Source organism: Nocardia higoensis NBRC 100133 (assembly GCF_000308595.1).
GTDB lineage: Bacteria > Actinomycetota > Actinomycetes > Mycobacteriales > Mycobacteriaceae > Nocardia > Nocardia higoensis.
On sequence record NZ_BAGA01000174.1, the window covers coordinates 1 to 25,998 of the forward strand.

Consider the following 25,998-nt stretch of genomic DNA (forward strand, 5'->3'; position numbering starts at 1 on the left):
GTCCCGGGCCAGACGCCGGGCGGCCTCGGCGGCGCCGTAGGCCGGTGCCGGCGGCGCGGGGCGGTCCGCATCAGGTGCGGCAGGCCGGGCCATCGCGCTCCTTCGGGTGGCGGCGGCCGCTCAGCGCGCGAGGCCGGAGTCCGCGGCCAGCGCGTGCTCGATCAGCACCCGGCGTTCCGCGGCGGCGATCGTCCGGCGGGCGGCCGGGACGGCGTCCGGGGTGACCGAGATGGAGGTGATACCCATTCGCACCAAGCGCTCGGCGAAGTCCGGGCGCCGGGAGGGCGCCTGCCCGCACAGCGAGGAGGTGATGCCGAGTGCGCGGGAGGCGCTGATGATGCGGGAAATGGCATCGACGACAGCGGGATCGGACTCGTCGAAGAGCTCGGCGCACTGTTCGGAATCGCGGTCGACACCGAGCATCAGCTGGGTGAGGTCGTTGCTGCCGATGGACACCCCGTCGATGCCGAGCCCGACGTATTCGGGCAGCCAGTGCACCACCGAGGGGACTTCGGCCATGACCCAGCGGTGCATGCCGCGCTGACGTCCGAGCGGGCTCGCGTCGACCAGCTCCAGACACGCCTCGAGTTCCCAGCGGGTGCGCACGAAGGGGATCATCAGGTGCAGATTGGGCGTGCGTTCACGGACCCGTGCCAGCGCCTGCAGCTCCATCGCGAACACCTCGGGATCCCGGATGTAGCGATAGCAGCCGCGATAGCCGATCATCGGATTGCGTTCCAGCGGTTCGTATTCCGCGCCGCCGCCGAGTTCGCGGAACTCGTTGCTGCGCATATCGGTCGCCCGGTAGACGACCGGTCTCGGTGCGAAAGCGGTGGTGACGCGCAACAGGGAATCGGCCATGCTGTCGATGAAGCGGTCCTGCTCACCGCGGGCCAGCAGTTCGCGCGGGTGCTTGCCCTCCAGCGCCTGCGTGAGCAGGACCTCCGCGCGCAGCAGTCCCACTCCGTCGACGTCGGTCTCGGCGATGCGCTCGGCGACCTCGGGGAGCGCGAGGTTGACGTAGATGCGGGTGGCCGTCGGCTCGGCGGCGCTCACCGGCACGGCGGCGGAGGTGACCGCGGCGCGCGGCGTCGAGGGGCGTCCGGCGCGGACCTCGCCGGTCGTGCCGTTCACGGTGACGACGGCGCCGTCGGTGAGCCGGGTGGTGGCGGTGCGTGCGCCGACCACGCAGGGCACGCCCAGTTCGCGCGCGACGATGGCGGCGTGACAGGTGGTCCCTCCGCTGTCGGTGACGACCGCCGCCGAACGCGACAGGGCGGGCAGCCAGTCGGGATTGGTCATCGTGGCGACCAGGACGTCCCCGTCGCGCAGTTCGGCCGCCTGCGCGGGGGAGGGCAGTACCCGCACCGGCCCGCTGGCGATGCCGGGGGCGGCCGCGAGACCACGAACCAGCACCTGGTTCGGCTGGGCTGTCGCCGCCGTCGCCGGTTCCTCGGGATGCTCGGCGAGCGTGGTGATCGGGCGGGCCTGGACCAGCCACAGGGCCTGCTCGTCGAGTGCCCATTCGACGTCCTGGGGGATGTCCCCGTGGTGACGGCTGACGGCGAGGGCGAGCCGTGCCACCGCGGTGGCCTTTTCCTCGTCGAGTACCGGACCGGTGTCGGCGTCGGTATCGAGCGTGATGCGCTGTTCTCCCTCGGGGCCGGAGACGATGGCGAAGCTCTGCGCGCCTCGATGGGTTTCCAGCAGTGTGGGGCCCGCGGCATCGAACAGATAGGTGTCGGGCTCGACGCTGCCGGAGACGACGACCTCGCCCAGTCCGCGCGCGGCTTCGATCACCACCCGATCCCGTCGCCCGGTGGCGGGATCGGCGGTGAACGCGACCCCCGCCGCCACCGCGGCGACCATGCGCTGCACCACCACGGCCATCACCGGGCGCTCGTGCATGCCGCGGCGGGCGCGATAGGTGACCACGCGTGGAGTGAACAGCGAGGCCCAGCAGTCGACGATCGCGTCCAGGAGTTCCTGCTCGCCACGAATATCGGTGTGGGTCAAGTTCATGCCGGCGAACGAGGAGGACGCGCTGTCCTCTCCGATCGCCGAGGAGCGCACCGCGACCCGCGCCCGGTCGCCGAGCGCCCGGTAGGCATCGAGGACCTCCGCGCGGGCGTCGTCGACGAGCGCGGCGCGGTGCACGATCTCACGCATCCGGGAACACAGGTCGGCCACCCGGGAGCTGTCGGTGACCGCCGCCAGCGCCTGCCGGTGCAGCTCGTCGAGCTCCGCGCCCACGTTGTCCGCGACCACGTGCTCGTAACAGGATCGCAGCACCACGAATCCGGGTGGCACAGGCAACTTCGCGGCCACCAGTTCGCCCAGGTTCGCGCCTTTCCCGCCGGCGCGATCGGCATCGTCGAGCCGGAGCCGGTCGAACCCGGCCACGAAGTGCTCGCCCATCTCGGCCCCCTCAGCCGGGTCGTCCCGGCTCGGTGTCGACAGCGGTCGAACGCAGATCCAGCGCCGTCGCGATCTCCGTGCACCAGGCGCGGACCGCCTGCCAGTCACGCAGGTCGCCGTAAACGCCGCCGCCGAGCGCTCGGTATATCAGGCGGGTGGTCAGCGGTACACCCGCGCGGTCGTACACTCCGGCGAAGGCACGGTAGTCGCGCGGTGTCACCAGATCGCGCACGCGCGCCACCTCGCGCGGCACGATGCCGCCGAGTCGTCGTCCGACCGGGCCGCGCAGTGCGGGCCCCAGACCGACGCTGAACAGCCACAGGTCGGTGTCTCGCAGTTCCCGATCGTGGGCGCGGACGTAACTCTGCGCTTCGGGCAGCAGGGCCATGTTGTGAATCGCGCTTCCGAGTACGACTGCGTCGAATCGGCTCAGCTCGGGGGCGTACGCGACTTCGCTCTCCTCGACCTCACCACCGCGGGCGGTGAGGTCGTCGGCGATGAAATCCGCGACATCCCTCGTCGATCCCTGCTCCGTAGCGTAGATAACCGCGATCCGCTTCGGTGTCGGTGTCATGATCTCAGAGTCCTCGCTGCTCGCGCACTCCAGGCAGAGTCGTCGTACCTCGGTTGGCGGTGACCAACGGCCCTCCCGGCGCTCGAATCAGCCGATCCGGCACCGGAATCGCTGTCCGGGTGCCGACGTGATCCCTCCCGGTCGTGCAGGCCACTGATCGGTTCCCGGAGACCGGTGCGGCCGGCTCGGCCTCCGGCAGGGCATTCGTCCCCGGTGATGAGGCATTGCGGCCCTGCCCTTCGACCTCCGACTGCGAGAAACCTGGGAACATGGTCCGATACTGCGGTTGGTGACAGCACCGGTGCGGCACCGCGAAAAGGCCGCGAGGAATCGGCGGCGGACTCCGAGCCGGTGGCTGCTGCGGCATCCTCCGGGTCGCCCACCGACGATCCGGCCGCCGCGGGCGGAGGAGAAGTTCGTCCTGGAGCGGCATCCCGGCGACGCCGTGCGCATGGCCCTCGGGCTGGCGACACTCGGTGCCACGGCCGTCCTCGCGCGGCATACCCGAGTGCCCGGCCTCGAAGTCGACCTGTTCAGGCTGATCAACGACCTGCCGAGCTGGCTGTATCCGCCGCTGTGGTCGGTCATGCAGTTGGGTTCGCTCGCGGCTGTGGTCGCCGCGGTGGGCGCGGCGCTCGTGGCGCGGCAGCGGCGGATGGCGTTCGACATCGCCGTGTCCGGTGCGCTGGCGTATCTGCTGGCGCTCGCGGTGAAGTCCGCCGTGGGTCGCGCCCGGCCCGGTGTTCTGCTGGAACAGGTCGTATTGCGCACCGAGCCGAGCGGACTCGGATTCGTCTCCGGTCACGCCGCGGTTGCCGCTGCGGTCGTCGGCGCCGCCGCCCCCTGGCTGCCGCGGCAGTGGCGTCGAGCGGGCTGGGCGGCGGTGGTCATCGTGGCGATTTCGCGGGTCTTCGTCGGAGCCCATCTGGTGCTCGACGTCGTCGGCGGCGCCGCACTCGGGACGACCGTCGCCGCGGCGGTGCATCTGGCGTTCGGTGCGCCCGTATACCGACTCCGAGCGAGCGAGCTCGCCCGTGCGCTGGACGCGGCAGGGCTGCACCCGCAGCAGGTCGCCCCGGTCTTCGACGACGCCCGAGGTTCCCGGCCGTTCCTGGTGTCGACGAGCTCCCGCGGGCGGTCCGGCGCGCTGTTCGTCAAAGTCATCGGCTTCCACGAACGCAACGCCGATCTGCTGTTCAAACTCTTCCGGCACCTTCTCTATCGCGAGATCGAGGACGAGTCACCGTTCACCACCCCCAAGCAAGCCGTCGAACACGAAGCGCTGCTGGCATTGCTGGCGTACCGCGCCGGGGTTCGCACTCCCGTGATCGTCTCGGTCGGCGTCACCGGCGGAGGCGACGCGTGGCTGGCCGAGGAGCACGTGCCCGCGCGCAATCTGGCCCGCACCGTGGAGGTGATCTCGGACGCGACGATCGACGCCGTGTGGTGTCAGGTCGCGCTGCTGCGCGCATCACGGATCGCGCACCGGGACCTGAGACTGGCCAATGTCCTGCTCGACTCGCGCGGCGTGCCATGGCTGGTCGACTTCGGTTTCGCGGAAGCGGGTGCCTCCCTCCGACGCCTGGACGCCGACATCGCCGAATTACTGGTGTCCATGAGCCTGAAGGTCGGCGTGGCGCGGACCGTATCCGCCGCGCAGCGGGTACTGGGAGTCGATGTGCTGCGTGGCGCCGCTCCGTTGCTGCAGCCGCTGGCGCTGGCCGCTGCCACTCGCAGCGAGCTGCGCCGTCGGCGAGACCTGTTGCCGGCGTTGCGAGTGGCTGTCGCCGAAGCCCTCGGCGTCGAGGTCGTGAGGCCGCAGACGATGGTGCGGATACGGTGGCGAACGCTCGGCTGGATCGGCGCCACGCTCTTGGCCACCTATGTACTCCTGCCCCAACTGGGGCAACTCGACGACACGGTCTCGGTTCTCGACGAGGCGAACTGGGGCTGGCTGGCCGCCACCGTGATCATGTCGGCGCTGACCTACTTGGCAGCGGCGCTGGTGCTGATGGGTGCGAGCCCTCGGTCGCTCACCTTCGGTCGCACCGTCGACGTCATGCTGGCCACCTCCTTCGCCAATCGGCTCGCGCCGTTCGGGGTCGGCGCCACCGCACTCAACGAACGCTATCTGGAGCGCTCGGGTGTCGCTCGTAGCGAAGCGGTCGCGGCGGTGGCGTTGACCGTCGCGTGCGGCGGCGTTCTGCACCTGCTCGAACTCGTCGTCGTGGGACTCTGGCTCGGTAGAACCCGCGCGCTGGTCACCCAGGGACTGCCCGGAAGGTGGACGTTGCTGTTCGTCTTCGTCGCCACGATGACCGGCATCGGCATCGTCGTCGTGGTGCTGGCGTACCGCCCGGATTGGCGGGCACGCGCCGACGAAGCGCGCGCGGGCATCGTCGCCGTACTCCGATCTCCTCGCCGAACCGTGCTCCTGGTAGGTGGACAGGTCCTGACGAACCTGACCTATATCGCCGCGCTCGGATTCGCCGTCGCCGCCTTCGGTGGCACACCGGAACCCGCGCTCGTGGCAGCGGTCTTCCTCGGCGGATCGGCGCTGGGGGCCGCCAGCCCGACCCCGGCCGGGCTGGGCGTGGTGGAGGCCTCGATGGTCGCCGGACTGATCGCCGGCGGGATACCGGGTTCGACGGCGGTGGCCGCCGTTCTCACCTACCGGCTTGCCACCTTCTGGATACCGGCGGTGATCGGGCTCGCCGCCTTCCGATCACTACGGCGACGGCAATACATATGAGCAACAACGTGCCTGCCGATCGACGACTTTCGGCCATAGCGGCACCGCCGAGCGCCGATCACTCTGTAGACAAGGGTCGCCTCTCGTGAAGGGGCCGGTCGGCCCAGCGTCGCCGATCCGATCGAGCAGGGCTCGTGTCCTGGAAGGGAGGCGCGACATGACCGCGGAGCCGGAGTACGCCTGGCAACAAGATCATGCGCCGTACGAAGTAGTCGCCGGCGCTGTCGTGGTCGGCACCGATGGCTCGCGCTCTGCGGCCACCGCGGTCGAATGGGCTGCTCGCACGGCTGCCAGGTCCGGACGGCACCTGCGGATCGTGGTGTGCGTGGACCCCGCCGCCCACCATCCTCTGGTCGACAGCTACGACGTGCTCCCGCCGCCGATCAGCGAGTCGCAACGCACAGCGGCCGTCGAGGTCCTGGCCGAGGCCGTGGCATCCGCCCGCCGGGTCGCCACGGACGTCACGGTCACGACCGAATACGCCGAAGACAGTCCGGCACACCGGTTGATCGATCTGTCCGAGCGTGCACACCTGGTCGTGGTCGGTGCCACGCCCGGCGTGGGGACCCTCGCGCACCTGGGCTCCACACTGCTCGCGGTCGTCGTCCATGCGCGCGGTTCGGTCGTGGTGGTACGCGGCGCGCCGGTCGATGAGGGCGCACCGGTCGTGGTGGGCGTGGACGGCAGCGCCGTCGGCGAGGCGGCGATCGGCGCGGCGTTCGCCGAGGCTTCGGCGCGGGACGCGGACCTGGTGGCGGTGCACGCCTGGAGCGATCTGTCCACCTCGGCCTTCGCCGGACTGCCCTACCGCGACCTGCCCGCGCAGCGCGTCGAGGACAACGAACGCGCGCTGCTGGCCGAGCGGCTGGCCGGCTGGCAGGAGAAGTTTCCCGAAGTGGCCGTTACGAGGGAGGTTTCGCTGGCCGATCCGCGTCGCCGGCTCGGCGAGCGGTCGAAGACCGCGCAATTGGTCGTGGTCGGCAGCCGCGGCCGAGGCGGCTTCCGCTCGCTGCTGCTGGGTTCGACCAGCCTGTGGTTGGTCCAGCACGCCGATTGTCCGGTGCTGATCGTGCGGGGGCGGGAATCGGAGCAGTGATGACGTCTTCCGAGTCATCGCGCGCGCCTCTGGTCGTGGGCGTCGACGGTTCCGAATACGCGCTTGCGGCGGTGCGCTGGGCCGCTGGCGAGGCCGCGCTCGGTCGGGTGCCGCTGCGGCTCGTCGCCGCCGTTCCGGTCGGCTACGACCCCGACTCCTACGCGCTCGAGGTCGAGCGGCATCGGGCCGCCGAATGTATCGCCACCGCCCGCGGCATCGCCGTCGAGGCGGTCGGCAACGGCGATCTCGACATCGACGGTGAAGTCGTGGAGCAAGCACCGGTCCCGATGCTCCTCGCCCGGTCGCGGACCGCTCGGATGATCGTCACCGGTACCAGCGGGATGGGAGCGATCCGCCGCGCGGTGCTCGGATCGGTCAGCACCTCGGTGGCGCGGCACGCGCAGTGCCCTGTCGCGATCGTGCCCCTCGGCGGCGCGGAAATCGGCAGGCGGGTCGGGGCGCCGGTCGTGGTGGGCGTGGACGGGTCCGAGTGCAGCATGCGCGCGGTGGCAATCGCGTTCGAATCGGCGTGCCTGCACCGAGTCGGGCTCGTGGCCGTGCTCACCTGGACCGGCCTCGGCTATCTTCCGCGCGCGGATCTACAGGCGGAAGCCGAGGCCCTGCTGTCCCAGAGCCTCGCCGGATTCGCAGAGAAGTATCCCGATGTCGTCGTTCACCGCGTCGTCGAGGAGGCGCGACCGGCCGAGCGGCTGCTCGCGGCGTCCGAGCACGCGCGGCTGCTCGTCGTCGGCAGCCACGGACGCAACGGCTTCACCGGGATGACCCTGGGCTCGGTCGGTCAGAAGGTTCTGCACGCGACCGAGATCCCCCTGATCATCGCTCGCCCCGGCGGGCCGGGGCCGGAGTGAGTCGATATGTTGCGCAGCGCAATTCCACTGGGTCGGATCGGGGGCGTGCAGGTCGGCGCGCACTGGTCGGCTCTCGCCACGGTCGGCCTGTTCACCGTGGTGCTCGGGCGTTGGCTGAGTTCGGCACACGGCGGTTCGGTGGGGGTGTGGGCCTGTGCCGTGGCAGGTGCGGTGGGTCTGTCGGCGGCTCTGCTCGCCCACGAGTTGGCGCACACGATCGTCGCCCGCCGGCACGGCGTGCATGTCGAACGCGTCGTGCTGTGGCTGCTTGGTGGTGTGTCGGAGCTGGGCGAGGAACCGCCGAACCCGAAGGCAGATCTGCGGATCGCGCTGGCCGGACCGCTGACCAGTGCCGCCGTGGGGGCGATATCGCTGTTCGCGGCTGCCCTGCTCAGCGGACTCGTTCCAGCGCCCGTGCGCGACACGCTGGTGTGGCTGGCGATCATGAATCTGGTGCTGGCCGTATTCAATCTGCTGCCCGGCGCACCACTGGACGGTGGACGAGTGTTGCGGGCGGTGGTGTGGCATCACAGTGGCGACCAGTTCCGGGCGACCGTCACCGCGGCGCGCGCCGGTCGCATCCTGGGTTTCGCACTCGTCATCGCGGGCGCGTTGGAGATCGTGGTGCTGGAGGATCTGAGCGGGCTGTGGCTGATGATGCTCGGCTGGTTCCTGAGCACCACGGCACGGTTGGAGCTGACCCGCGCCGGCGTACGCCACCAACTGGCCGACACCCGAGTGGGCGAAGTGATGACCCGGCATCCGATCGCGCTGCCACAGACCTGGACGGTGGCGGATCTACTCGGCTCCGACGCGACGGCGAGCGGCCATCACGTTTTCCCGGTGGTGAACGCGGAGGGCGAGCCGGTCGGCATCCTGGCCTGGCGTGATCTGGTGTCGATACCGCAACCGCGGCGGGCGAGCACCCGATTGGGCAGCGCGGCCAGGGATCTTCCCGCCTCCGCGCGCGTCCGCCCGGACGAGTTGCTCGCCACCGTCGCCACCCGAACCGTCCTGCGTCCTGATGTCGACGCGGTGACCGTGGTCGACGATCGGGGGCGGCTCGTCGGCGTGCTGACCGCGACGGATCTGACCACCGCCTGTCAGCGCAGCGCGCTCGGGCTCCCGATCGTGACGCCCCGGGCCGCCGGGCCCGACCACAGCCCGCCCTGACGGTTCCCGCGGTCCGCCGGGGCCCGGCCGTGTTCCCCTGCCGCCGGCGGCGTCATCGGTCGCCATCGGCCGGGGCCTGGTCACCGGGCCCGCCGCCCATCTCGCCGACCAATTGTGTCCAGGAGCGGATGGTGGCGACCGGGGGATACTGCTCCTCGTCGATGCGTTCACCGAGCGCCGCGCTGACGCGTTCGACGAATGTCAGATAGTCGATCGAATCCAATTCCAGGATCTCGCGTATCGGTTCATCCGGTTCGATGCCACGGATTTGCGCTTCATCGGCGAATCCGCGCAGGGCCTCGCGGACGATCGTTTCCGCCGCGGTGCCGGACAGGCTTCGTTCGCTCATCGGCCTCACTCCTCGAGGTGGCGCAGGATGTCGCTCATCACGTTCAGGTAGCGGGCGCCGATCGCGCCGTCGGTCGCGCGATGGTCGGCCGCCAGCGTTGCGGTCACCTGGGTGCGTGCGGTCACGATCCCGTCGACCACGCACGGCCGGACAGCCACCGCGCCGAATCCGACAATCGCCACCTGGGGCACCGGGATCACTCCGAAGACCGAATCCACGCCCAGATCTCCGAGATTGGTGACGGTCACCGTCGCCGCGACGGTGTCGCGCGAACGCAGCCGCTGACTCCGGGTCCGTGCGACCACCTCGCGCAATGCGCCCATCATCGCCGCAACGGTGAGAGTGTCGGCATCGGGCACCGTGGGCACCATGATGCCACCGCCGCGCAGCGAGACGACCACACCGAGATGCACCGCGGTGGCCGGGCGGAAGGAGTCCTCGATCCAGTGGCCGTTCAGTGCCGGAACCGCGCGCGCCGCCCGCGCCGCCGCGCACAACAGGAACGCGGCGGGCACGATCCGTTCGGCGACGGGACGGACGCGGTTGAGTTCCCGCATCGTGGCGGCGGCGTCGTCCATATCGATGGTGCTCGACAGGTAGTAGTGCGGGATCGTGCGCTTGGAGCGGCTCATGCCCGCGGCGATGAGACGGCGGGCGGCCTCGGCGTTGCGCTCCCGCTCGTCGGCGGGCTCCGCGCGCGAGCCCGTGCCGTCCACGGACAGCGACCGAGCGGCGATCACGTCGCGTGCGCGCACTTCGCCGTTGCGGCCGCTGCCGGGGATCGATCCCAGATCCAGGCCGGACTCGGCCGCCAGCCGACGTGCGTAACCCGACGCGTGGACGACAGGTCGTGATGGGGCGACCGCCCGCGGGGCAGCCGGTGAGGTGCGGGTGGCGGCCGCGGCGGTCACGTCGGAGCGCATGATGCGTCCGCCGGGGCCGGAGCCGTGCAGCGCCGACAGCTCCAAGCCCGCTTCCTCGGCCATGCGCCGGATGAGCGGCGTCGCACGGGCCGGATGTGTGTCGACAGGGGCCGGTGGGCGTTCCTGGGTGGCCGCGGGCGGTGCGGGCCGCACCTGCGCGTGCTCCGATACGAAGTCGATGGTCGCCAACGGCGTCCCCACCGGGACGGTGGTGCCTTCCTCGACGAGGATCTCGGCGATGGTCCCCTCGTCGAAGCACTCGACATCGATGGCGGCCTTGGTGGTGTCGACCTCGGCGACGATGTCACCGGGCTGGACGTGGTCGCCGGGCTGCACCAGCCATCTCAGCAGGGTGCCCTGGGTCATGTCGGCGCCCAGCGAGGGCATCAGGAACTGGCTGCTCATCGCACGACCTCGCGGACCGCGTCCATCACCGTGGTGATCGACGGCAGGGCGGCCTCCTCCAGCTGCCGGGCGTAGGGGATGGGCACGTCGGCGGCACACACGCGCCGCACCGGTGCGTCGAGCTCGAAATACGCGTTCTCCGCTACGCAGGCCGCGATCTCGGCGGCGATGCCGACCCGGGGCCAGCCTTCGTCGACCACCACGAGCCGGTGCGTCGCGGAGACCGAAGCGAGGACGGCCTCGGTGTCCAACGGTCGCAGGCTCCGCAGGTCGATCACCTCCGCCGCGATCTGCTCGGCGGCCAGCTGTTCGGCGGCCGACAGCGCCAGTGGCACCGTGCCGCCGTAGGCGACGACGGTGACGTCGCCACCGCGGCGGCGCACGATCGCGGAACCGATATCTGCGGTCGCCGTCTGCTCGATGTCTCCTTCGCTGTTGTACAGCGCGATGGGTTCGAAGATCACCACCGGATCCGGGTCCTGCAATGCGGGCCACAGCATCGCGCGCGCGTCGCCGACTGTCGCGGCGGACAGCACCCGCAGTCCCGCGATGTGGGCGAAGAAGGCCTCCAAGCTGTGCGAGTGCTGGGCGGCGAGCTGGCGTCCCGGACCGGTGGCGATTCTGATCACCATCGGCACGCCGAGCTGCCCACCGGACATGTGCCGGAGTGTGGCGGCATTGTTCAGGATCTGATCCAGCGCCAGCAGACTGAAGTTGACCGTCATCAACTCCACGATGGGGCGCATGCCGCCCAGGGCGGCACCGATTCCGGCCCCGACGAACCCCGCCTCGCTCAACGGAGTGTCCCTGACCCGTTCCGGGCCGAATTCGTCGAGCAGTCCCCGGCTGACACCGAAACAACCGCCGTAGGCGCCGACGTCCTCGCCCATGAGGAACACCCGATCGTCGCGAGTCAGGGCCTCCCGCAACGCTTCTCGCACCGCATCGCGATAGGTGGTCATGGCCGCTCCGCGTACACGTGCTTGGTCAGGTCCTCGACGGGCTCGACCGGCGCATCCTGGGCGGCGAGGATCGCGGCGTCGATCTCCGCGCGCGCGGCGGCGTCGAGCGCCTCCAGATCCGCGTCGGTGACGATGCCTGCCCCGCTCAACTCCTCGGACAGCCGTGGAATCGGATCGCGGGTTTTCCACTGCGCGATCTCCTCGGGATCGCGGTAGCGGTCGGCATCGTAGAGGGAATGCGCGCGGAAGCGGTAGGTGCGCAACTCCAGGAAGCAGGGGCCGCTGCCCCCGGCGATCATGGACACCGCTCGGCGCGCGGCCGCGGCGACTGCCACCGGGTCCATCCCGTCGACCGGCCACGCCGCCATTCCGTATCCGGCGGCTCGCAGAGCCAGGTCGGTCATCGCGTGCTCACGGCGCAGTGCGGTACCCATCGCGTACTGGTTGTTCTCGCACGCGAACAACACCGGAAGCCGCCACAGGGCCGCGAGATTGGCGCATTCGTGGAACACCCCCTCGGCCATCGCGCCGTCACCGAACAGGCACACCGTGATTCGCCGACGCCGGCGCAGCGTGTCGGCCAGCGCGAGCCCGACCGCCACCGGCAGGCCGCCACCGACGATCGCATTGCCGCCGTAGAACCGATGGGAGCTGTCGAACAGGTGCATCGATCCGCCGCGCCCGCCGCTGCAACCGGTCGCGCGCCCGAACATCTCGGCCATCAACGCCGTCATCGGGATTCCCCGTACTATGGCGTGACCGTGCTCGCGGTAGGTGGAGACCACCGCGTCCTCGGCGCTCAGCACGCCGAGCAGCCCGGCCGCCACAGCCTCCTCACCGACATACAAGTGCAGGAATCCTCGGATCTTCTCCTCGCTGTAGAGCCGCACGCACCGTTCCTCGAAGCGCCGGATCCGCACCATCTGACGAAGCAGTTCGATCCGTTCGTCGGGGGTGTCGGACGGAGTCGGGGAGGTGCCGGGCTGCGCGGCAGTCGGCGGGGAAGTGTCCGTATCGGCGGTTCCCGCGCTCATGTCGACGGCTCCAACGTCGACACATCACCCGCGGCGATGCCGGATTCCCGGGCGCGCAGCACGCGCCGGACCACCTTGCCGCTGCGGGTATGCGGCAACGCGTCGACGAAGTCGAGTTCCCGCGCTGCCACCGCGCCCAATGACTGCCTGTTGAACACCAGCAACTCGATGCGCAATTCCTCCGATGGGACGTGGCCGGCGCGCAGCACGACGAACGCCTTGATCCGCTGGCCGGCGACCGGATCGGGAACGCCGACGACAGCGGCCTCGGCGACCGCAGGATGCGACATGAGCACGCTCTCGACTTCGAAGGGACCGACCAGATGTCCCGCCGTCTTGATCACATCGTCGGCCCGTCCGACGAACCAGTAGTAGCCCTGCTCGTCGCGCCGGACCAGATCACCGGACAGGTACCAGTCGCCGGCGAACGTGGCAGCGTATCGTGCGGGCTCGTTCCAGTAGCCCCGAAACATCGACGGCCAGCCCTTGCGGATCGCCAGTTCCCCGATTTCGTCGTCGTCGGCGAATTCGACCGCGCCGTCGTGCACCTGCGCTCTTCCGTCAGGACCTCGTCGCAACACGGTCGCCTCGACACCCGGCAGTGACCGGCCCATCGATCCGGGACGAATCCGCTCGTCCGGCCGGGCGGCGATCATCATGGCTCCGGTCTCGGTCTGCCACCAGGTGTCGTGTGCGGGCCTGCCGAGCACGCGCTCGCTCCAGCGCACCACCGCCGCGTCCAGCGGCTCGCCGACACTGGCCACCAGGCGCAGGCTCGACAGGTCGCAGCCGAATGGCAGCGCGTCTCCGCGCCGGCGCAGCATCCGCAGGGCGGTGGGCGCGGTGTACCAGACCGCCACCCGCTGGGCCGAGAGGATCTCGTACCAGCGCCGGGCGTCGAACTCCGCCTCATCGCTGATCACCGTCGCGCCCAGCGCCAGCGGCGCGAGGACGCCGTAGGACATCCCGGTCACCCACCCGGGATCCGCGGTGCACCAGTAGAGATCCCCGGCGTGCAGATCGAGCACCTCGGCGGCTGTCGTCCGATGGGCGAGGATCGCGCCGTGGACGTGAATCGCACCCTTGGGTCTTCCGGTGGTGCCGCTGGTGAAATGCAGCAGGGCCATGTCTTCCGCCGTGGTGCCGGCCGCCTCGACGTCGGCATTCGCCTCCGACATCGCGGCGGGCAAATCGAGGACCTCCGAGGAGGCGCCGGCCGGGACGGAATCGGTGAGCAGGACGTGCCGAAGTGACGTCAGCGCGTCACGAATCGGAACGATCCGGCGGCGGTAGAGAGCCGACGAGGTGACAAGCACCTCCGCTGCCGCGATCGTGATCCGCTCCCGTACCGGCTCGGGGCCGAACGCCGGGAACAGCGGCACCACCACGGCGCCGGACTTCCACACGCCGAGGTACACGGCGTAGAGGTCCGGGCATCGGCCGAGCAGCACACACACTCGCGTGCCGCGCCCGATTCCGAGACCGTTGAGCACATCGGCGACCTTGCTGCCCGCTGCGGCGAGCTCGGCGTAGGTCAGCGTCACATCGGGCCCGTCCATGCGGAGCCAGCGCAGGGCCGGTTCGTCCGCCCGCGTTGTGCCCAGGTGGCGATCGACTGCCTCGTAGGCCATATTCAGCCGACCAGCCGCCGCTCGGTGGCGACCGTGGTCGGTGCGATCGGCGTTCATGGCACCACCTCCGTTCACCAGTCGACACCCGCGTCGTGCCGCACGGCAGGGGCCGAAGACCATATTCGAAGCTGCCTTGTGCCCTATGCCCGCGGCCTCGTCCCTGCAGGGAGCACCGGCCGATCTGCTCATCCCGGCATGCGATGACGTTGGTCCGCACCGCACAGGCACCATGCCTCTGACGAATCCTGGTAACGGCGAGCAGGCTCGACGACGAGCACGTGACGACAGCCAGTGAACCGTCGGATGATCGACGGAAGGAACGAAGCTCATGACATCGGCGCCGTTCGTACGACGAGATCGTCCGCAGCCGGTCTTCCGGGACCGGCGTGAGGCGGGTCGCGCTCTGGCGGAGCTGTTGCAGCACTATCGCGGCGAGCCGGACGTGATCGTGCTCGGACTGGCCCGCGGCGGTATGCCCGTGGCGGCGGAAGTGGCCGCGTCGCTCGGCGCCTCGCTGGATACGATCGTCGTGCGCAAACTCGGTGCGCCCGGCCATCCCGAATTCGCGATCGGCGCGCTGGCGGCGGACGGTCGCATCGTGATCAATGACGACATGGTCCGCGCGCTGGATCTGACGGCCGCGCAGGTGCGCGATATCGCGCGTGCGGAGGCGCAGGAGCTGGCGCGCCGGGAGGTTGCCTACCGTGCGGGGCGACGTCCGCCGGACATCGCGGGCCGCACCGTGATCCTCGTCGACGACGGACTGGCGACCGGCTCGAGCATGTTCGCCGCCGTCGACGCCATCAGGGCAAGCGAGGCAGCGCGCGTCGTGGTGGCCGTTCCGGCGGCGCCGGAGTCGACATGCCGCGAGTTCGAGGCGATCGTCGACGAGGTCGTGTGTGCCAGCATGCCCTCTCCGTTCTTCGCCGTCGGTGACTCCTTCTGGAACTTCACCCAGGTCACCGACGAGGAAGTGCGGGAACTGCTCGACTCGGCCGGGACCGCGACGCCACCGGAAGTGCGCGCACCGGCCGAGGTGCTACGGGCCGCGGCGATTCCGTCGCCGGGCGGCCTGCCGCCCGGCGACGTCCTCGACGATCTGGTGGGACAGGCACATTTCGTCCTGATCGGGGAGAGTTCGCACGGCACACACGAGTTCTACGCCGCGCGTGCGGCCATCACACGGATCCTGATCGAGGAGAAGGGCTTCGACGCCGTCGCCGCGGAGGCCGACTGGCCGGACGCGTACCGCGTCGACCGCTACGTACGCGGCTACGGCACCGATGACTCGGCAATGCAGGCGCTGGGCGGCTTCGAGCGCTTCCCCACCTGGATGTGGCGGAACACGGTGGTGCGCGACTTCGTGGCCTGGTTGCGCCTGCACAATACGGCGCGACAGCACACCGGCGGCAGATCGAGCGGGTTCTACGGACTCGACCTCTACAGCTTGCACCGCAGCATGCAGCACGTGGTCGCCTATCTGGAAACAGTGGACCCCGCTGCCGCTGAGCGAGCGCGTAGGCGCTACGGCTGTTTCGACCGCAATGTCGGCGAAGACGGCCAGGCGTACGGCTACGCCGCGGCCTTCGGTGCCGGTGAATCCTGCGAGGCGCAAGTCGTAGGCGAACTCGTCGACCTGCAACGCTCCGCCGCCGCGCACATCGACGTCCAGGACGGCGAAGCCCATTTCGCGGCGGTGCGCAACGCGGTCACCGTGCGCGACGCGGAGGCCTACTACCGCGCGATGTTCGGTCCGCGCGTCACATCGTGGAACCTGCGCGACGAGCACATGGCCGATACCCTCGATGCGCTGGCCGCACACCTGAGCCGGGCAGGCAGACCGGCGCGCATCGTGGTCTGGGCACACAATTCCCATGTAGGGGATGCTCGCGCCACCGAACTCGGCGCCGACGGCCAGCTCTCCCTCGGCCAGCTGGTGCGCGAAAGGCACGCGGACGACTGCCGGATCATCGGCTTCACCACCAGCCACGGCAGCGTGACCGCGGCCGACCGCTGGGACGGCCCAGCCCGGCACAAGCGGGTGCGCACGGCGCTTGCGTGCAGCTCGGAGGAACTACTGCACGACACCGGGATTCCGGATTTCACCCTCCGGACGGACCGGCCGGGCGATGTGGCCGACGTGCTGCGCGCGCCACGGCTGGAACGCGCGATCGGTGTCATCTACCAGCCCGACACCGAACGCTACAGCCACTATTTCCACAGTCGCCTCGGCGAGCGCTACGACGCTGTCGTGCACATCGATGCCACCACAGCCGTCGAGCCGTTGGAGCCCGGAGCGCACTGGGATCCCGGACGCACCCCCGACACCTACCCGAGCGGCCTGTGAATCGGGCACTCACCGGCCGCATCCGCCGTCAGGCGGGTTCGGTGACGGGCAGGGAGTCGGCGCAGACGGCTCCGACGAACTCGCCCACCGTGCTGTCCGGCAGATGACGGGACAGGTCGGCCTCGGTGATGATGCCGACCAGAACACCGTGGTCGAGGACCGGCAGCCGCCGGACCTGGTGGTGCTCCATGGTGCGCAGGATGTCGTCGAGGTCCGCGGTGACCTCGACGGTGTGCATGTTCTCGGCGCCCTGAGCCATCTCGCCGGCCATGGTCGTCCGCGGGTTCCCGCCGGTGCCGACCACTTTCACGGCGATATCGCGATCGGTGACGATCCCGACGGGATGCCCCTCGCCGTCACAGACGGGGAGCGCGCCGACGCCGAGTCGGCGCATGCGTTCGGCTGCCGTGCTCATCGAATCCCGCACGCCGATGTGGGCTACATCGGGCCGCATGATCTCGGACGCAGTTGTCATGTCGGTGTTTGTCATGTCGTTGTCCGCCTTCCTGTCGTTCCGCGATGCTTTCGGCCCTATCTTCGAACCGACCGGCAGGCTCGGACAGGGTAGAAAGTCACCGCACGGGTCACCCGCCGGGCGAGACGCGAAGATCGGCGCTCAGAGCGCGGCGGTGTCCGCGGCCGGGTCCGTGGTCATGGTCCAGGTCTGCCCCGAGCCCAGGACTCGCTCCACGCCCTCCACGCAGACCCGGATCGGGGCGGCGGTGCTGTGGTGCAGCCGCAGCGTGATGCTGGTGTGGGTCAGCACGATGGTCACCGGCTGGCCGCGGAAGGACACGGTGAACTCGGTCTCGCGCAGTTCGGCAGGCAGCACCGGATGCAACACCAGCATGTCGTCGCGCGTCTCGAGGCCGCCGTAGCAGCGGATGATCATGTCGGCCGTGCCCGCCATCGCCCCGATGTGCACCCCTTCCCTGGTCGTCCCGCCCTGGGTGTCGTCGAGGTCGGCGGCCAGGGCCTGGCTGAACATCCGCCAGGACGCGACACGATCGGTACGGGCCAGCACCCAGGCGTGCGCGAGCCTGCTCAGTGTGGACCCGTGGCTGGTGCGGGCGAGGTAGTAGGAGACCGTTCGCGGAATGAGTTCGCCCGGCAGGGCATAGCCCAGATGGGCGAACACCATCCTGAGCTCCTCGGCGGAGAACAGGTAGAACAGCATCAGCACGTCGGCCTGTTTGGACAGCTTGTACCGATCGGTGCTGTCGCCCTCGGCGTTCAGGATCAGGTCGAGCCGCTCCACATTGCCGTAGCGGGCGCGATAGCGGTCCCAGTCGAATTCCTCGAGGTCCTCGTAACCGTCGAACTGGGAGATGATGCCGTCGCGATGGAACGGCACACGCAGCCTGCGGCTGACATGATCCCACCGGGACGGCTCGTCGGCGGCGACGTGCAGGCGCTGTCGCAGGGGTGCGCAGTCGGCGCCGTCGAGCAGGCGCACGACATCGCCTGCCCGCGTCAGCACCCACGAGGCGAGCACATTGGTGTAGGTGTTGTTGCGCACGCCGCGTTTCGGCCGCTGCGGGTAGCCGTCGTGGTATTCGTCGGGCCCCATCACGCCGTCGATGTCGAAGCGGCCCGACGCCGGGTCGAGTACGGCCATCTCGGCGAACAGCCGGGCGACCTCCACGATGATCTCGGCGCCGCAATCGATGAGAAATCGCTGGTCGGCGGTGGTCTGGTAGTACTGCCAGACGCTGTAGGCCAGGGCGAGCCCGACATGGCGCTGCCGGAAGGAGTTGTCCGGCATCCACCGGCCGGTGCGCGGATTGAACAACTCGGTCGGGGTCTCCTCCCGCCCGTCGCTTCCGCTCTGCCACGGAAAGAGGGCGCCCGCCCATCCGGCGGTGCGGGCCGCGACCTGGGCGCGCTCGAGTCGTCGATATCGGTACCACAGGGCCGCTCGGGTGAGTTCCGGCCGCCGCAGCGTCAGCATCGGATGGACGAATATCTCGTCCCAGAAGATGTGGCCGCGATATGCCTCGCCGTGCAGTCCGCGCGCGGGCAGTCCGACATCGCGATCGGGACCGGCGTCGACGACGGATTGGAGGACGTGGAAGACGTGCAGGTTGAGCGCCAGCTGGGAGGTGCCGCCGTCGCGGAGCCGGATCTCGAAGCGCTCCCACAATCGCGCCCAGGCGTCGACCTGGGCGGCCAGTAGGTCGGAGAAGTGCGGGGCGCGCCCGATCCGGGAGGCCGCGTCGAGGGCGGGCGTGGATATCCCGCGATCACGGGAGGTCGCGATCGCGGCGATCTTCTCGACGACGACCGGCGTGCCGGAGGTCAGCCGCACAGTGAGTTCGTGGCCGGGCCGCAGAGGCTCGGTCAGCGCCCGGCGCCGCGTCACCGGCGCCTCGGTACGGGTGCGCGCCGCCAGGGCGAGCCCGATCCCGGACTGCTCGGTCGCGGTCTCGTACAGCACGGTGTACCGGTCGAGTTCGCGATAGGTGCCCTTCTCGAGATGCTCGGCGCGTAACAACCTGTCCGCGGCGACATTTCGGTTCGCGACGGCAGCCTCGATCGCCGAGGTGATCACCACCTCGCCGGTCCAGTTCTCGGCCTCGAGGGTGAGTTCGAGCGCCGCCAGGTGCGGATCGGCCAGCGAATGGAAGCGGCGCGTGACCACGCGGGTGCGCCGCCCCGCGTCGTCCTGGTAGGTGTCGGCGAAGGTCGTGACGCCGGTGCGCAGATCCAGCTCGCGGCGATGCGATATCGATGCCGGCGAACCCGGCTCGAATACCGGACCGTCGCCCGCACGGACGGTGAGGAAGGTCCAATCCGGAGTGTTGACCAGGTGCTCGGTCTCCACGACGCGATCACCGAGGTCGGAGGTGCAGCGGTTGTAGACACCGGCGATGTAGGTGCCGGGATAGTGCACCGCGTCGCACACGCTGCCGGGGACCGAGCCGCGGGACGCCCAGTACCCGTTGCCCGTGGTGCACAACGCTTCCCGCGTGCCCTCCTGGGTCGAGACGAAGTCGTCGTACACCAGGCTCCAGCCGTCCGGGCCGCCCACCGCGGCGCCGCCACCCCACCGATCCGCGGCCGAGCCGCGCGCGCCGGGCACGGGGCCGGTCAGCTCGAGCCGGCTCAGATCGGTGACGACGAGGTCGGCGCCCGCGGCGGCCAGCTCGGTGCCGCCGCCCCGGCGATCCACCCCGATCACCCGCCCGAAACCACCGGCGGCCGCCGCGCGCACGCCGCTGGTGGCGTCTTCGACGACGACGATGTCGATCGGCGGAAGGCGCAGCCTGCGTGCCGCCTCGAGGAACATGGCGGGGTCGGGCTTGCCCGCCAGGTGCAAGCGCAGCGCATCGGTGCCGTCCACGCGGACGGTGAACAGATCTTCCAGCCCGGCCGTGCGCAGAAGGGCCACGCTGTTCCGGCTGGCCGTCACCAGTGCCGTGGGCACCCGGGCCGCGCGGAGCCGGGCCAGCAGTTCCGCCGCGTCGGGAAAGACCCGCACGCCCACCCGTGCCAGCTCGTCGGCGAACAGCTCTTGTTTGCGCCTGGCCATTCCGGCGACGGTCACTGTCGCCGAATCGTCCTCCGGGCTGCCCTCCGGCACGGTGATGTCCCGAGAAGCCAGAAATGCGCGTACGCCGTCCTCGCGGGTGCGGCCGTCGACCCAGGTGCGGTAGTCGTGGTCGGCGTCGAAGCCGCGATCCGGTCGGCCCAGCGCCGGTAGAACTTCGTCGAACAGCGCCTTCCACGCCGCCGCGTGTACCGCGGCGGTGTCGGTGACCACGCCGTCCATGTCGAAGATCACCGCGCCGTGGTCGTCGGCTGTCCGCCCCCACGAAGTGGGTAGGTTCTTCAGCCGCACGGCACACCTCGCTCCCTCGCGTCTCCACTGGTATCGATCATGCCTCGATTCGACCGGTCCGGGCGCCGAGAATGGAGAGACGCGGAACGTCCTCGGACAGGAGAGCTGATGAACGCACGGATTCCTGATGAGACGACAGTGCGCGCGGCCCTGGAAAGGGCCGGGCGTGCGCCCTCGCTGCACAACAGCCAGCCGTGGCGGTGGCGGTGGCACGGAACGACGGTCGCCCTCCATGTCGACACCACGCGAGTGCTACCCGCCACCGATGCCTTCGCTCGGCAGGGGGTACTCGCCTGCGGGGTCGTTCTGCATCACGCCACCGCGGCTTTCGCCGCACTCGGCCTGCAGGTGCGCATCGACCGCTTCCCCGAGCCCACCGATCGCCGGCATGTGGCCTCACTCGAGTTCCGGGACAGGCGCGAGCCCACCGAAGGCGAACTGGACCTCGCCGCCGCGATCGACCGCCGCTACACCGATCGGGCGCCGTTCGCGGCCCTGGACCGTTGGCCCTATCTGTTCCCCGTCCTGGAGTCGGCGTGTCGCGCCTTCTGGACGACGCCGACACCGATCGGCGACGACCTCAGGGAGGAACTGGATCGGCTGTCGTGGATCTCGGCGGCCACGCGGCAGCGGGACCCGGCATACCAGATCGAGGCGCGCGAATGGCTCGGCGGATCGGCGCCGGGATCCGGGATTCCGGCCGCGGCGTTGCCGTCCGCGCAGGACGCGGGCCGGGTGCCGATCAATCGGAGGTTCCCGGCCGGCACTGCCGACGCGGGCTGCGAAGAACAGGACCGAGCACAGCTGCTGTTGCTCTCGACGCCCGACGACACCCCGGAATCGCTGTTGTCCTGTGGTGAGGCGCTGTCGACAGTGCTGCTGGAATGCACCCGCCATGGTGCCTCCACGTGCGTGCTGACCCACCTCACGGAATTGCCCGGAACGCGCTCGCAGGTCCGCTTGCTGACCCGCACCAGAAGCCCGCAGGTCTTCGTTCGGGTGGGTGTGGCGACCGCGCCGCCGCCGCCGCGAACTCCCCGCCGCCCGGTCGAGGACGTGCTCGAGGTGGGATGAGAGGTCACCGGTCCCGGTCGGGCCATCGGGCGTCGTCATGCGGCCTGCTCGGCCGCGGGCTCGCGGGGCCCCTGGTCGAGCCGGAACGGCGGATACTCGTCGCGCATCAGCGCCGCGTACACCAGCACCCGGTACAGCCAGCGGTTGATGCCCATCACGAAGTCGAACAACGATCGCGGATACCGGCCGGTGAACAGCAGCGTGACGGCGGCGATCAGGACCAGGACACCGATCAACGGGAGGCCGCGAGTCGCGCCGCCGGACCCGTCCGAGCCGAACACCGGTCCGCCCGCCGTCAGCGCCAGGACCACCAGGTAGTGCGGGATGGCCAGCAACCACCACTTCACCAGGACTTTCCACCGCGACAATCGCTCGGGGTAGGCCACCTGCAAGTCGCAGGGGTAGTCGGTCGGACCGAGTGTGAACGGGGGATACCGGTCGGTGCCCAGCACGGCGTAGGTGTAGAACTGCACCCGCCAATTCCAGCGCAGCACTCCCACATTGAAGTCGAACAGCGCGCGCGGATACCGGCCGGTGAACAGGATCGCGATCCCCGCTATCGGCGTGAGCACGGCGAAGGCGATCCACAGGAACACCAGGACGAGATAGTGCGGAAGCGCGAGCAGCCACTTGACCAGCCACAGCCAGCGCGACAGCGGTGAGTCGAGGTCGCCTCGCAGGGACAGCGGAGCGCCGGGTGCGGGTTCGGTATCCATGGCAGTCGTCCTCCGGATCTCGTCGGTCGGCAGCGGGTGATCACCAGCGGATTCAGCATGCCCGTTCCGAAGGCCGGACACGAGAGCTGTCGGTCGCATGTCGGGGACGGGGAATCACCGCCGCGTCGCCGGTCGGCTCGTCCCGGCGGCGCCGATATCGGTCAGACTGGGGAGATGACTGTCTCGACGGCAGACCTACTGGCGATCAACCAGGTGATCGGCTTACACGGGCACCTCAGTGACGTCGGCGCTTTCGAGCGCTTCGGCGAAGTCTTCTCCGACGACGTCACCTACGACCTCACCGCCTTCGACGCGGGCGTGGTGCACGGACATGCCGCCCTTGCCGATCTCGCCCGCGCCCTCGGCGATCGCAACCCGGTGGGCCACCATGTCACCAATGTGGTCGTCACCCACTGCGCGGGCGATGCCGCCACCGCACTGTCCAAGGGCCTGGTGGTCTACGCGGAGGGCACGTTCGCCAGCGTCGTCTATCACGACACCCTCCGGAGAACACCCGGCGGCTGGCGCATCGTCCACCGACGTGTCACCCCACGGCGGCGGCCACTTCAACCGTGAGCTACTGATCGAGGCCGGGCTCCATCGGAGTTCGCGCCGGCTGCCCGAGGCGCCGGAGTTCGGCGAGCACCGTGCGCACGACCCGCGGGACAGCAGCCGCGACGGGCGCGGACAGCCCGGCGCCGAGGTGGAAGGACGCCGCTTCCACGGCTATGACGACGAGCTCGCGGGGAACCCGGCCCAAGGCGCGGCCGAGGAGCAGCGCATCGGGGATGCCTAGGGCGTGCGAGCTGGTGGGGTACGTGCCGCCCGGCAGCGAGTCGACGCCGGTGCGCCGGATGCGGCCGGGGGTGGCCGGCTCGCACCGCACGGCGTCGACGACCACGGCCAGTTCGACGCCGGTCCAGGCGTCGAGCAGACCGGTGGGTTCGCCGTCGCACACCGTCACCGCGACACCGGGCAGGTCCAGGCGTGCCAGCTCACGCGCCACGCTCGGGCCGACGCCGTCGTCGCCGCGGTAGTCGTTGCCGACGCCGATGACCGCGGCGCGCGCCCCGGTCACCGGCGCGTCACCTGCAGCTCGAGGAAATGCGCCGAGCAGGAGATACACGGGTCGTAATTGCGGATCGTGCGTTCGCACAGGGCGGTGAGCGCGGCGTCGTCGAGGCCGAGACCGGCTTCGACGGCCCGGCGCAGGTCGTCCTCGATGACGCTCTGGTTCTGCGATGTCGGCGGAATGATCGTCGCGGACTCGACGGTGCCCTCGGCATCGATCGCGTAGCGGTGGTAGAGCAGCCCGCGCGGCGCCTCGCTGACCCCGTGGCCGATCCCGGCTCGCGACGGGGCGGGCACCGCGGGGCGCGCCGGAACCGTGTAGGCGGCGATCAGCCGCAGCGCCTCGTCGAGGGCGTAGACGACTTCGACAGCGCGAACCAGGATGCTGCGGAACGGATTCCGGCACTCGTCACCGAGCCCGATATCGGCGGCCACCCGGCGGGCCAGCGGCGAGAGCTGGTGGGAGTTGAGCGTGTAGCGGGCCAGCGGTCCGGTCAGGTAGGGCGCACCGTCGAGCAGCGCGTGCAGCGCGGTGGAATGCGGCACCTGCTGTTCGCTGACGTGTGCGGGAAACTCGCGCGCCGGGAACCGCAGGCCGGTGCTGGTGTGCACGTCACCGGCTTCGATGGCGTAGCGGTCGGGGTCGATGGCGGCGAGCAGATGGTGGTCGAGCTCCACGTCGGGGAACTCGAACCCGGCGATCCGGTGCGCCGTTTCGACGGCGTGGTCGAGTGCCCGGCGCAGCTGGTCGGCGAGCGCGTCCAGCTGGGCGCGCGCCGGAACGGCGTAGAACCCGCCGACTCGCACGTTGACGGGGTGAATCGGCCGGCCGCCGAGGAGTTCGAGCAGGCTGTTGCCCGCTTTCTTCACGGCCAGGCCCTGTTCGACGAGGTCACGATCGCGCGTGGCGAGGGTGATCGCGTCGGGACAGCCGAGGAAGTCGGGAATGTGCAGCAGATGGATGTGCAGCGCATGGCTCGAGATCCATTCGCCGCAGTACATCAGCCTGCGCAGATCGGCCAGCGGTCGATCCAGTTCGATCCCGCAGGCCTGCTCGATCGCGTTGCAGGCGCTGACCTGGTAGGCCACCGGGCAGATTCCGCAGATGCGCGAGGTGATGTCCGGCGGCTCGGTGTAGGCGCGACCGCGCAGGAAGGCCTCGAAGAAGCGCGGTGGCTCGTAGATGTTCAGCTCGGCGCTTTCGACGGTGTCGCCGCTGACGGTGATCCGCAGTGCGCCTTCGCCTTCCACGCGTGTCAGCGAGCCGACACGCAGCTGCCTACTCCGGTGACTCATGCTGGTCCCTCTCCGCGAACTCCGGTTCGGCGGCGGCGAATGTGCTGAACACCCGGTCGACCTCGACCGCGGACATGCCGTTGATACGCAGAATGGGCAGCAGGGCACCGACATTCGGCTTGGCCATCGGCCCGAAGCAGCCGAAGCAGCCGCGGTGGTAGGCCGGGCACAGGGCGCCGCATCCCGCCTGGGTGACCGGGCCGAGGCAGGGAATCCCGTCGGCGACCATCACGCAGGTCGTCCCGCGCCGTTTGCATTCGGTGCACACGCTGGTGTTCGGCAGGTCGGGGGCGCGCCCGGCCAGCAGGGCGGTCAGCGTCTCGAGCAGCTGACCGCGGTCGATGGGGCAGCCACGCAGCTCGAAATCGACCGGCACGTGCTCGGAGATCGAGGTCGAGGTGGCGAGGGTGGCGATGTACTGCGGGTCGGCGTAGACGACGGAGGTGAACTCGGTGACGTCGGCGAAGTTGCGCAGAGCCTGAATCCCGCCGTGGGTGGCGCAGGCTCCGATCGCGACCAGGATCCGCGACTGCTCCCGGATCTCCACGATCCGGCGCTGTTCCTCCGGTGTGGTGATGGAGCCCTCCACCAGCGACACGTCGTAGGGGCCGGGTTCCACCGCGCTGGACGCCTCGAGGAAATGGGCGATCCGGATCCGGCCGGCGAGGGCCAGCAGTTCGTCCTCGCAGTCGAGGAGGCTGAGCTGGCAGCCGTCGCAGGAGGTGAACTTCCACACCGCCAGTGTCGGAGTGTCCATCTTCGGGGTGTCCATCACAGCTCCCGGACGGCCAGTAGTGGCCCGGCCACGCCGTAGTCGACGATCGGGCCGTCGCGGCAGACGAGCAGCGGGCCGAGTTGGCAGTGACCGCAGCGGCCGATGCCGCACTGCATGTTCCGTTCCAGCGACACCCGGATGTCGCTCGCGGGGATCGCGCGGCGCAGCAGCGTCTGGGCGCACAGACGCATCATCCGTTCCGGCCCGCACAGGAAGGCCGTGGTGCTTCCGGGATCCAGATCCAGCCGGCTCAACGGCTCGGTGACGAACCCGACCGGCCCGGTCCAGCCCGGCGCGGAGCGATCGACCGTTCGATGCAGTTCGATCCGTTCCCCGCTCGCCCAGCGGTCCTGGTCGCCGCGGAAGAGCATGTCCGCCGGGGTCCGAGCGCCGGTGACCAGGATGACGCGGCGGTAGTCCTCGCGGCGGGCCAGTGCCGCGAGCACCACCGGCCGCAGCGGCGCCAGCCCGACCCCGCCGCCGATGACGAGCAGATCACGGCCGACCGCGGATTCCGGATCCCACCCGGTGCCGAACGGTCCGCGCACACCGATGACCCCACCGATCGGTGTCTCGCGCAGCGCGTGGCTCACCGCCCCGACCGCGCGCACGGTGTGTTCCAGCACCGTGTCCGCGGCGGTGGGGTCGCCGCTGACCGAGATCGCGATCTCACCCACCCCGTAGCTGTAGAG

General features: G+C 70.1%; 20 protein-coding genes and 1 pseudogene. 7 read left to right on the top strand and 14 right to left on the bottom strand.

Annotated features, from left to right (window positions below):
• Nucleotides 1–120: 120 nt before the first annotated feature.
• Nucleotides 121–2,418, bottom strand: a complete 2,298-nt coding sequence (ppsA, locus tag ON26_RS28120) for a phosphoenolpyruvate synthase (RefSeq protein ID WP_040800864.1) — start codon at nucleotides 2,416–2,418, stop codon at nucleotides 121–123.
• A 10-nt stretch (nucleotides 2,419–2,428) separates the two neighbouring features.
• Nucleotides 2,429–2,992 carry a flavodoxin domain-containing protein gene (locus tag ON26_RS28125; protein ID WP_040800867.1) on the bottom strand — a complete coding sequence of 188 codons (564 nt, stop codon included), beginning with the start codon at nucleotides 2,990–2,992 and terminating at the stop codon, nucleotides 2,429–2,431.
• A 289-nt stretch (nucleotides 2,993–3,281) separates the two neighbouring features.
• On the opposite strand from ON26_RS28125, the gene ON26_RS28130 reads away from it, so the two are divergent.
• From ON26_RS28130 to ON26_RS28145, 4 genes are all read left to right on the top strand, one after another.
• Nucleotides 3,282–5,744 (top strand): flippase-like domain-containing protein, encoded by a 2,463-nt coding sequence (locus tag ON26_RS28130; RefSeq protein ID WP_245546103.1) that lies wholly within the window; start codon nucleotides 3,282–3,284, stop codon nucleotides 5,742–5,744.
• Nucleotides 5,745–5,901: 157 nt separating this feature from the next.
• Nucleotides 5,902–6,840: a universal stress protein gene (locus tag ON26_RS28135; protein ID WP_051027774.1), complete on the top strand. Its 939-nt coding sequence runs from the start codon at nucleotides 5,902–5,904 to the stop codon at nucleotides 6,838–6,840.
• Entirely contained in the window at nucleotides 6,840–7,709 is an 870-nt protein-coding gene (locus ON26_RS28140; protein ID WP_040800869.1) for a universal stress protein, read from the top strand. Before ON26_RS28135 ends, ON26_RS28140 begins: the two co-directional genes overlap by 1 nt.
• A gap of 6 nt (nucleotides 7,710–7,715) precedes the next feature.
• Entirely contained in the window at nucleotides 7,716–8,882 is a 1,167-nt protein-coding gene (locus tag ON26_RS28145; RefSeq protein WP_040800871.1) for a site-2 protease family protein, read from the top strand.
• A 52-nt stretch (nucleotides 8,883–8,934) separates the two neighbouring features.
• Here the strand turns inward: ON26_RS28145 and ON26_RS28150 are convergent, their stop codons facing one another.
• From ON26_RS28150 to acsA, 5 genes are read right to left on the bottom strand one after another with little or no spacing between them, the layout of a single operon-like run.
• Nucleotides 8,935–9,231, bottom strand: a complete 297-nt coding sequence (locus ON26_RS28150; RefSeq protein WP_174375460.1) for a phosphopantetheine-binding protein — start codon at nucleotides 9,229–9,231, stop codon at nucleotides 8,935–8,937.
• Nucleotides 9,232–9,236: 5 nt separating this feature from the next.
• Nucleotides 9,237–10,559 carry a dihydrolipoamide acetyltransferase family protein gene (locus ON26_RS28155; RefSeq protein ID WP_040800873.1) on the bottom strand — a complete coding sequence of 441 codons (1,323 nt, stop codon included), beginning with the start codon at nucleotides 10,557–10,559 and terminating at the stop codon, nucleotides 9,237–9,239.
• On the bottom strand, nucleotides 10,556–11,521 hold the full coding sequence (locus ON26_RS28160; RefSeq protein WP_040800875.1) for an alpha-ketoacid dehydrogenase subunit beta: 966 nt from the start codon (nucleotides 11,519–11,521) through the stop codon (nucleotides 10,556–10,558). Before ON26_RS28160 ends, ON26_RS28155 begins: the two co-directional genes overlap by 4 nt.
• Nucleotides 11,518–12,555, bottom strand: coding sequence for a pyruvate dehydrogenase (acetyl-transferring) E1 component subunit alpha (gene pdhA / locus ON26_RS28165; RefSeq protein ID WP_174375461.1), 1,038 nt, complete (start codon nucleotides 12,553–12,555; stop codon nucleotides 11,518–11,520). Before pdhA ends, ON26_RS28160 begins: the two co-directional genes overlap by 4 nt.
• On the bottom strand, nucleotides 12,552–14,243 hold the full coding sequence (gene acsA, locus ON26_RS28170; RefSeq protein WP_051027777.1) for an acetate--CoA ligase: 1,692 nt from the start codon (nucleotides 14,241–14,243) through the stop codon (nucleotides 12,552–12,554). Before acsA ends, pdhA begins: the two co-directional genes overlap by 4 nt.
• Before the next feature lie 271 nt (nucleotides 14,244–14,514).
• Between acsA and ON26_RS28175 the strand changes: the two genes are divergently transcribed.
• Nucleotides 14,515–16,533 carry an erythromycin esterase family protein gene (locus ON26_RS28175; protein ID WP_040800877.1) on the top strand — a complete coding sequence of 673 codons (2,019 nt, stop codon included), beginning with the start codon at nucleotides 14,515–14,517 and terminating at the stop codon, nucleotides 16,531–16,533.
• A 28-nt stretch (nucleotides 16,534–16,561) separates the two neighbouring features.
• On the opposite strand, the gene ON26_RS28180 is transcribed toward ON26_RS28175, so the two are convergent.
• Both ON26_RS28180 and ON26_RS28185 read right to left on the bottom strand, forming a co-directional pair.
• Nucleotides 16,562–17,008: a CBS domain-containing protein gene (locus ON26_RS28180; RefSeq protein ID WP_040800901.1), complete on the bottom strand. Its 447-nt coding sequence runs from the start codon at nucleotides 17,006–17,008 to the stop codon at nucleotides 16,562–16,564.
• Nucleotides 17,009–17,149: 141 nt separating this feature from the next.
• Nucleotides 17,150–20,374: a beta-phosphoglucomutase family hydrolase gene (locus ON26_RS28185; RefSeq protein WP_040800879.1), complete on the bottom strand. Its 3,225-nt coding sequence runs from the start codon at nucleotides 20,372–20,374 to the stop codon at nucleotides 17,150–17,152.
• Between the two features lie 108 nt (nucleotides 20,375–20,482).
• Between ON26_RS28185 and ON26_RS28190 the strand changes: the two genes are divergently transcribed.
• Nucleotides 20,483–21,448, top strand: coding sequence for an Acg family FMN-binding oxidoreductase (locus ON26_RS28190; RefSeq protein ID WP_040800881.1), 966 nt, complete (start codon nucleotides 20,483–20,485; stop codon nucleotides 21,446–21,448).
• 35 nt (nucleotides 21,449–21,483) lie between these two features.
• On the opposite strand, the pseudogene ON26_RS28195 reads toward ON26_RS28190, so the two are convergent.
• Nucleotides 21,484–22,149, bottom strand: a pseudogene (locus tag ON26_RS28195) (DUF4389 domain-containing protein); the annotation flags it as partial.
• A gap of 189 nt (nucleotides 22,150–22,338) precedes the next feature.
• Between ON26_RS28195 and ON26_RS28200 the strand changes: the two are divergent.
• Nucleotides 22,339–22,740 carry a nuclear transport factor 2 family protein gene (locus ON26_RS28200; RefSeq protein ID WP_040800885.1) on the top strand — a complete coding sequence of 134 codons (402 nt, stop codon included), beginning with the start codon at nucleotides 22,339–22,341 and terminating at the stop codon, nucleotides 22,738–22,740.
• Nucleotide 22,741: 1 nt separating this feature from the next.
• Here ON26_RS28200 and ON26_RS28205 read toward each other — a convergent pair whose 3' ends face one another.
• The 4 genes from ON26_RS28205 to ON26_RS28220 all read right to left on the bottom strand — a co-directional run.
• Nucleotides 22,742–23,242 (bottom strand): hydrogenase maturation protease, encoded by a 501-nt coding sequence (locus ON26_RS28205; protein WP_040800887.1) that lies wholly within the window; start codon nucleotides 23,240–23,242, stop codon nucleotides 22,742–22,744.
• Nucleotides 23,239–24,531, bottom strand: coding sequence for a Ni/Fe hydrogenase subunit alpha (locus tag ON26_RS28210; RefSeq protein ID WP_040800889.1), 1,293 nt, complete (start codon nucleotides 24,529–24,531; stop codon nucleotides 23,239–23,241). The genes ON26_RS28205 and ON26_RS28210 overlap by 4 nt, the downstream gene beginning before the upstream one ends.
• Nucleotides 24,515–25,288 carry an NADH-quinone oxidoreductase subunit B family protein gene (locus ON26_RS28215; protein ID WP_040800902.1) on the bottom strand — a complete coding sequence of 258 codons (774 nt, stop codon included), beginning with the start codon at nucleotides 25,286–25,288 and terminating at the stop codon, nucleotides 24,515–24,517. Before ON26_RS28215 ends, ON26_RS28210 begins: the two co-directional genes overlap by 17 nt.
• 14 nt (nucleotides 25,289–25,302) lie before the next feature.
• The coding region (locus ON26_RS28220; RefSeq protein WP_040800903.1) for an FAD/NAD(P)-binding protein at nucleotides 25,303–25,998 on the bottom strand (696 nt) is incomplete at its 5' end.

Coding starts and splice junctions, on each gene's coding strand:
- ppsA (WP_040800864.1), bottom strand. CDS start 2,418: ATGGGCGAGCACTTCGTGGCCGGGTTCGACCGGCTCCGGCTCGACGAT.
- ON26_RS28125 (WP_040800867.1), bottom strand. CDS start 2,992: ATGACACCGACACCGAAGCGGATCGCGGTTATCTACGCTACGGAGCAG.
- ON26_RS28135 (WP_051027774.1), top strand. CDS start 5,902: ATGACCGCGGAGCCGGAGTACGCCTGGCAACAAGATCATGCGCCGTAC.
- ON26_RS28140 (WP_040800869.1), top strand. CDS start 6,840: ATGACGTCTTCCGAGTCATCGCGCGCGCCTCTGGTCGTGGGCGTCGAC.
- ON26_RS28145 (WP_040800871.1), top strand. CDS start 7,716: ATGTTGCGCAGCGCAATTCCACTGGGTCGGATCGGGGGCGTGCAGGTC.
- ON26_RS28150 (WP_174375460.1), bottom strand. CDS start 9,231: ATGAGCGAACGAAGCCTGTCCGGCACCGCGGCGGAAACGATCGTCCGC.
- ON26_RS28155 (WP_040800873.1), bottom strand. CDS start 10,559: ATGAGCAGCCAGTTCCTGATGCCCTCGCTGGGCGCCGACATGACCCAG.
- ON26_RS28160 (WP_040800875.1), bottom strand. CDS start 11,521: ATGACCACCTATCGCGATGCGGTGCGAGAAGCGTTGCGGGAGGCCCTG.
- pdhA (WP_174375461.1), bottom strand. CDS start 12,555: ATGAGCGCGGGAACCGCCGATACGGACACTTCCCCGCCGACTGCCGCG.
- acsA (WP_051027777.1), bottom strand. CDS start 14,243: ATGAACGCCGATCGCACCGACCACGGTCGCCACCGAGCGGCGGCTGGT.
- ON26_RS28175 (WP_040800877.1), top strand. CDS start 14,515: ATGACATCGGCGCCGTTCGTACGACGAGATCGTCCGCAGCCGGTCTTC.
- ON26_RS28180 (WP_040800901.1), bottom strand. CDS start 17,008: ATGACAACTGCGTCCGAGATCATGCGGCCCGATGTAGCCCACATCGGC.
- ON26_RS28190 (WP_040800881.1), top strand. CDS start 20,483: ATGAACGCACGGATTCCTGATGAGACGACAGTGCGCGCGGCCCTGGAA.
- ON26_RS28200 (WP_040800885.1), top strand. CDS start 22,339: ATGACTGTCTCGACGGCAGACCTACTGGCGATCAACCAGGTGATCGGC.
- ON26_RS28210 (WP_040800889.1), bottom strand. CDS start 24,531: ATGAGTCACCGGAGTAGGCAGCTGCGTGTCGGCTCGCTGACACGCGTG.
- ON26_RS28215 (WP_040800902.1), bottom strand. CDS start 25,288: ATGGACACTCCGACACTGGCGGTGTGGAAGTTCACCTCCTGCGACGGC.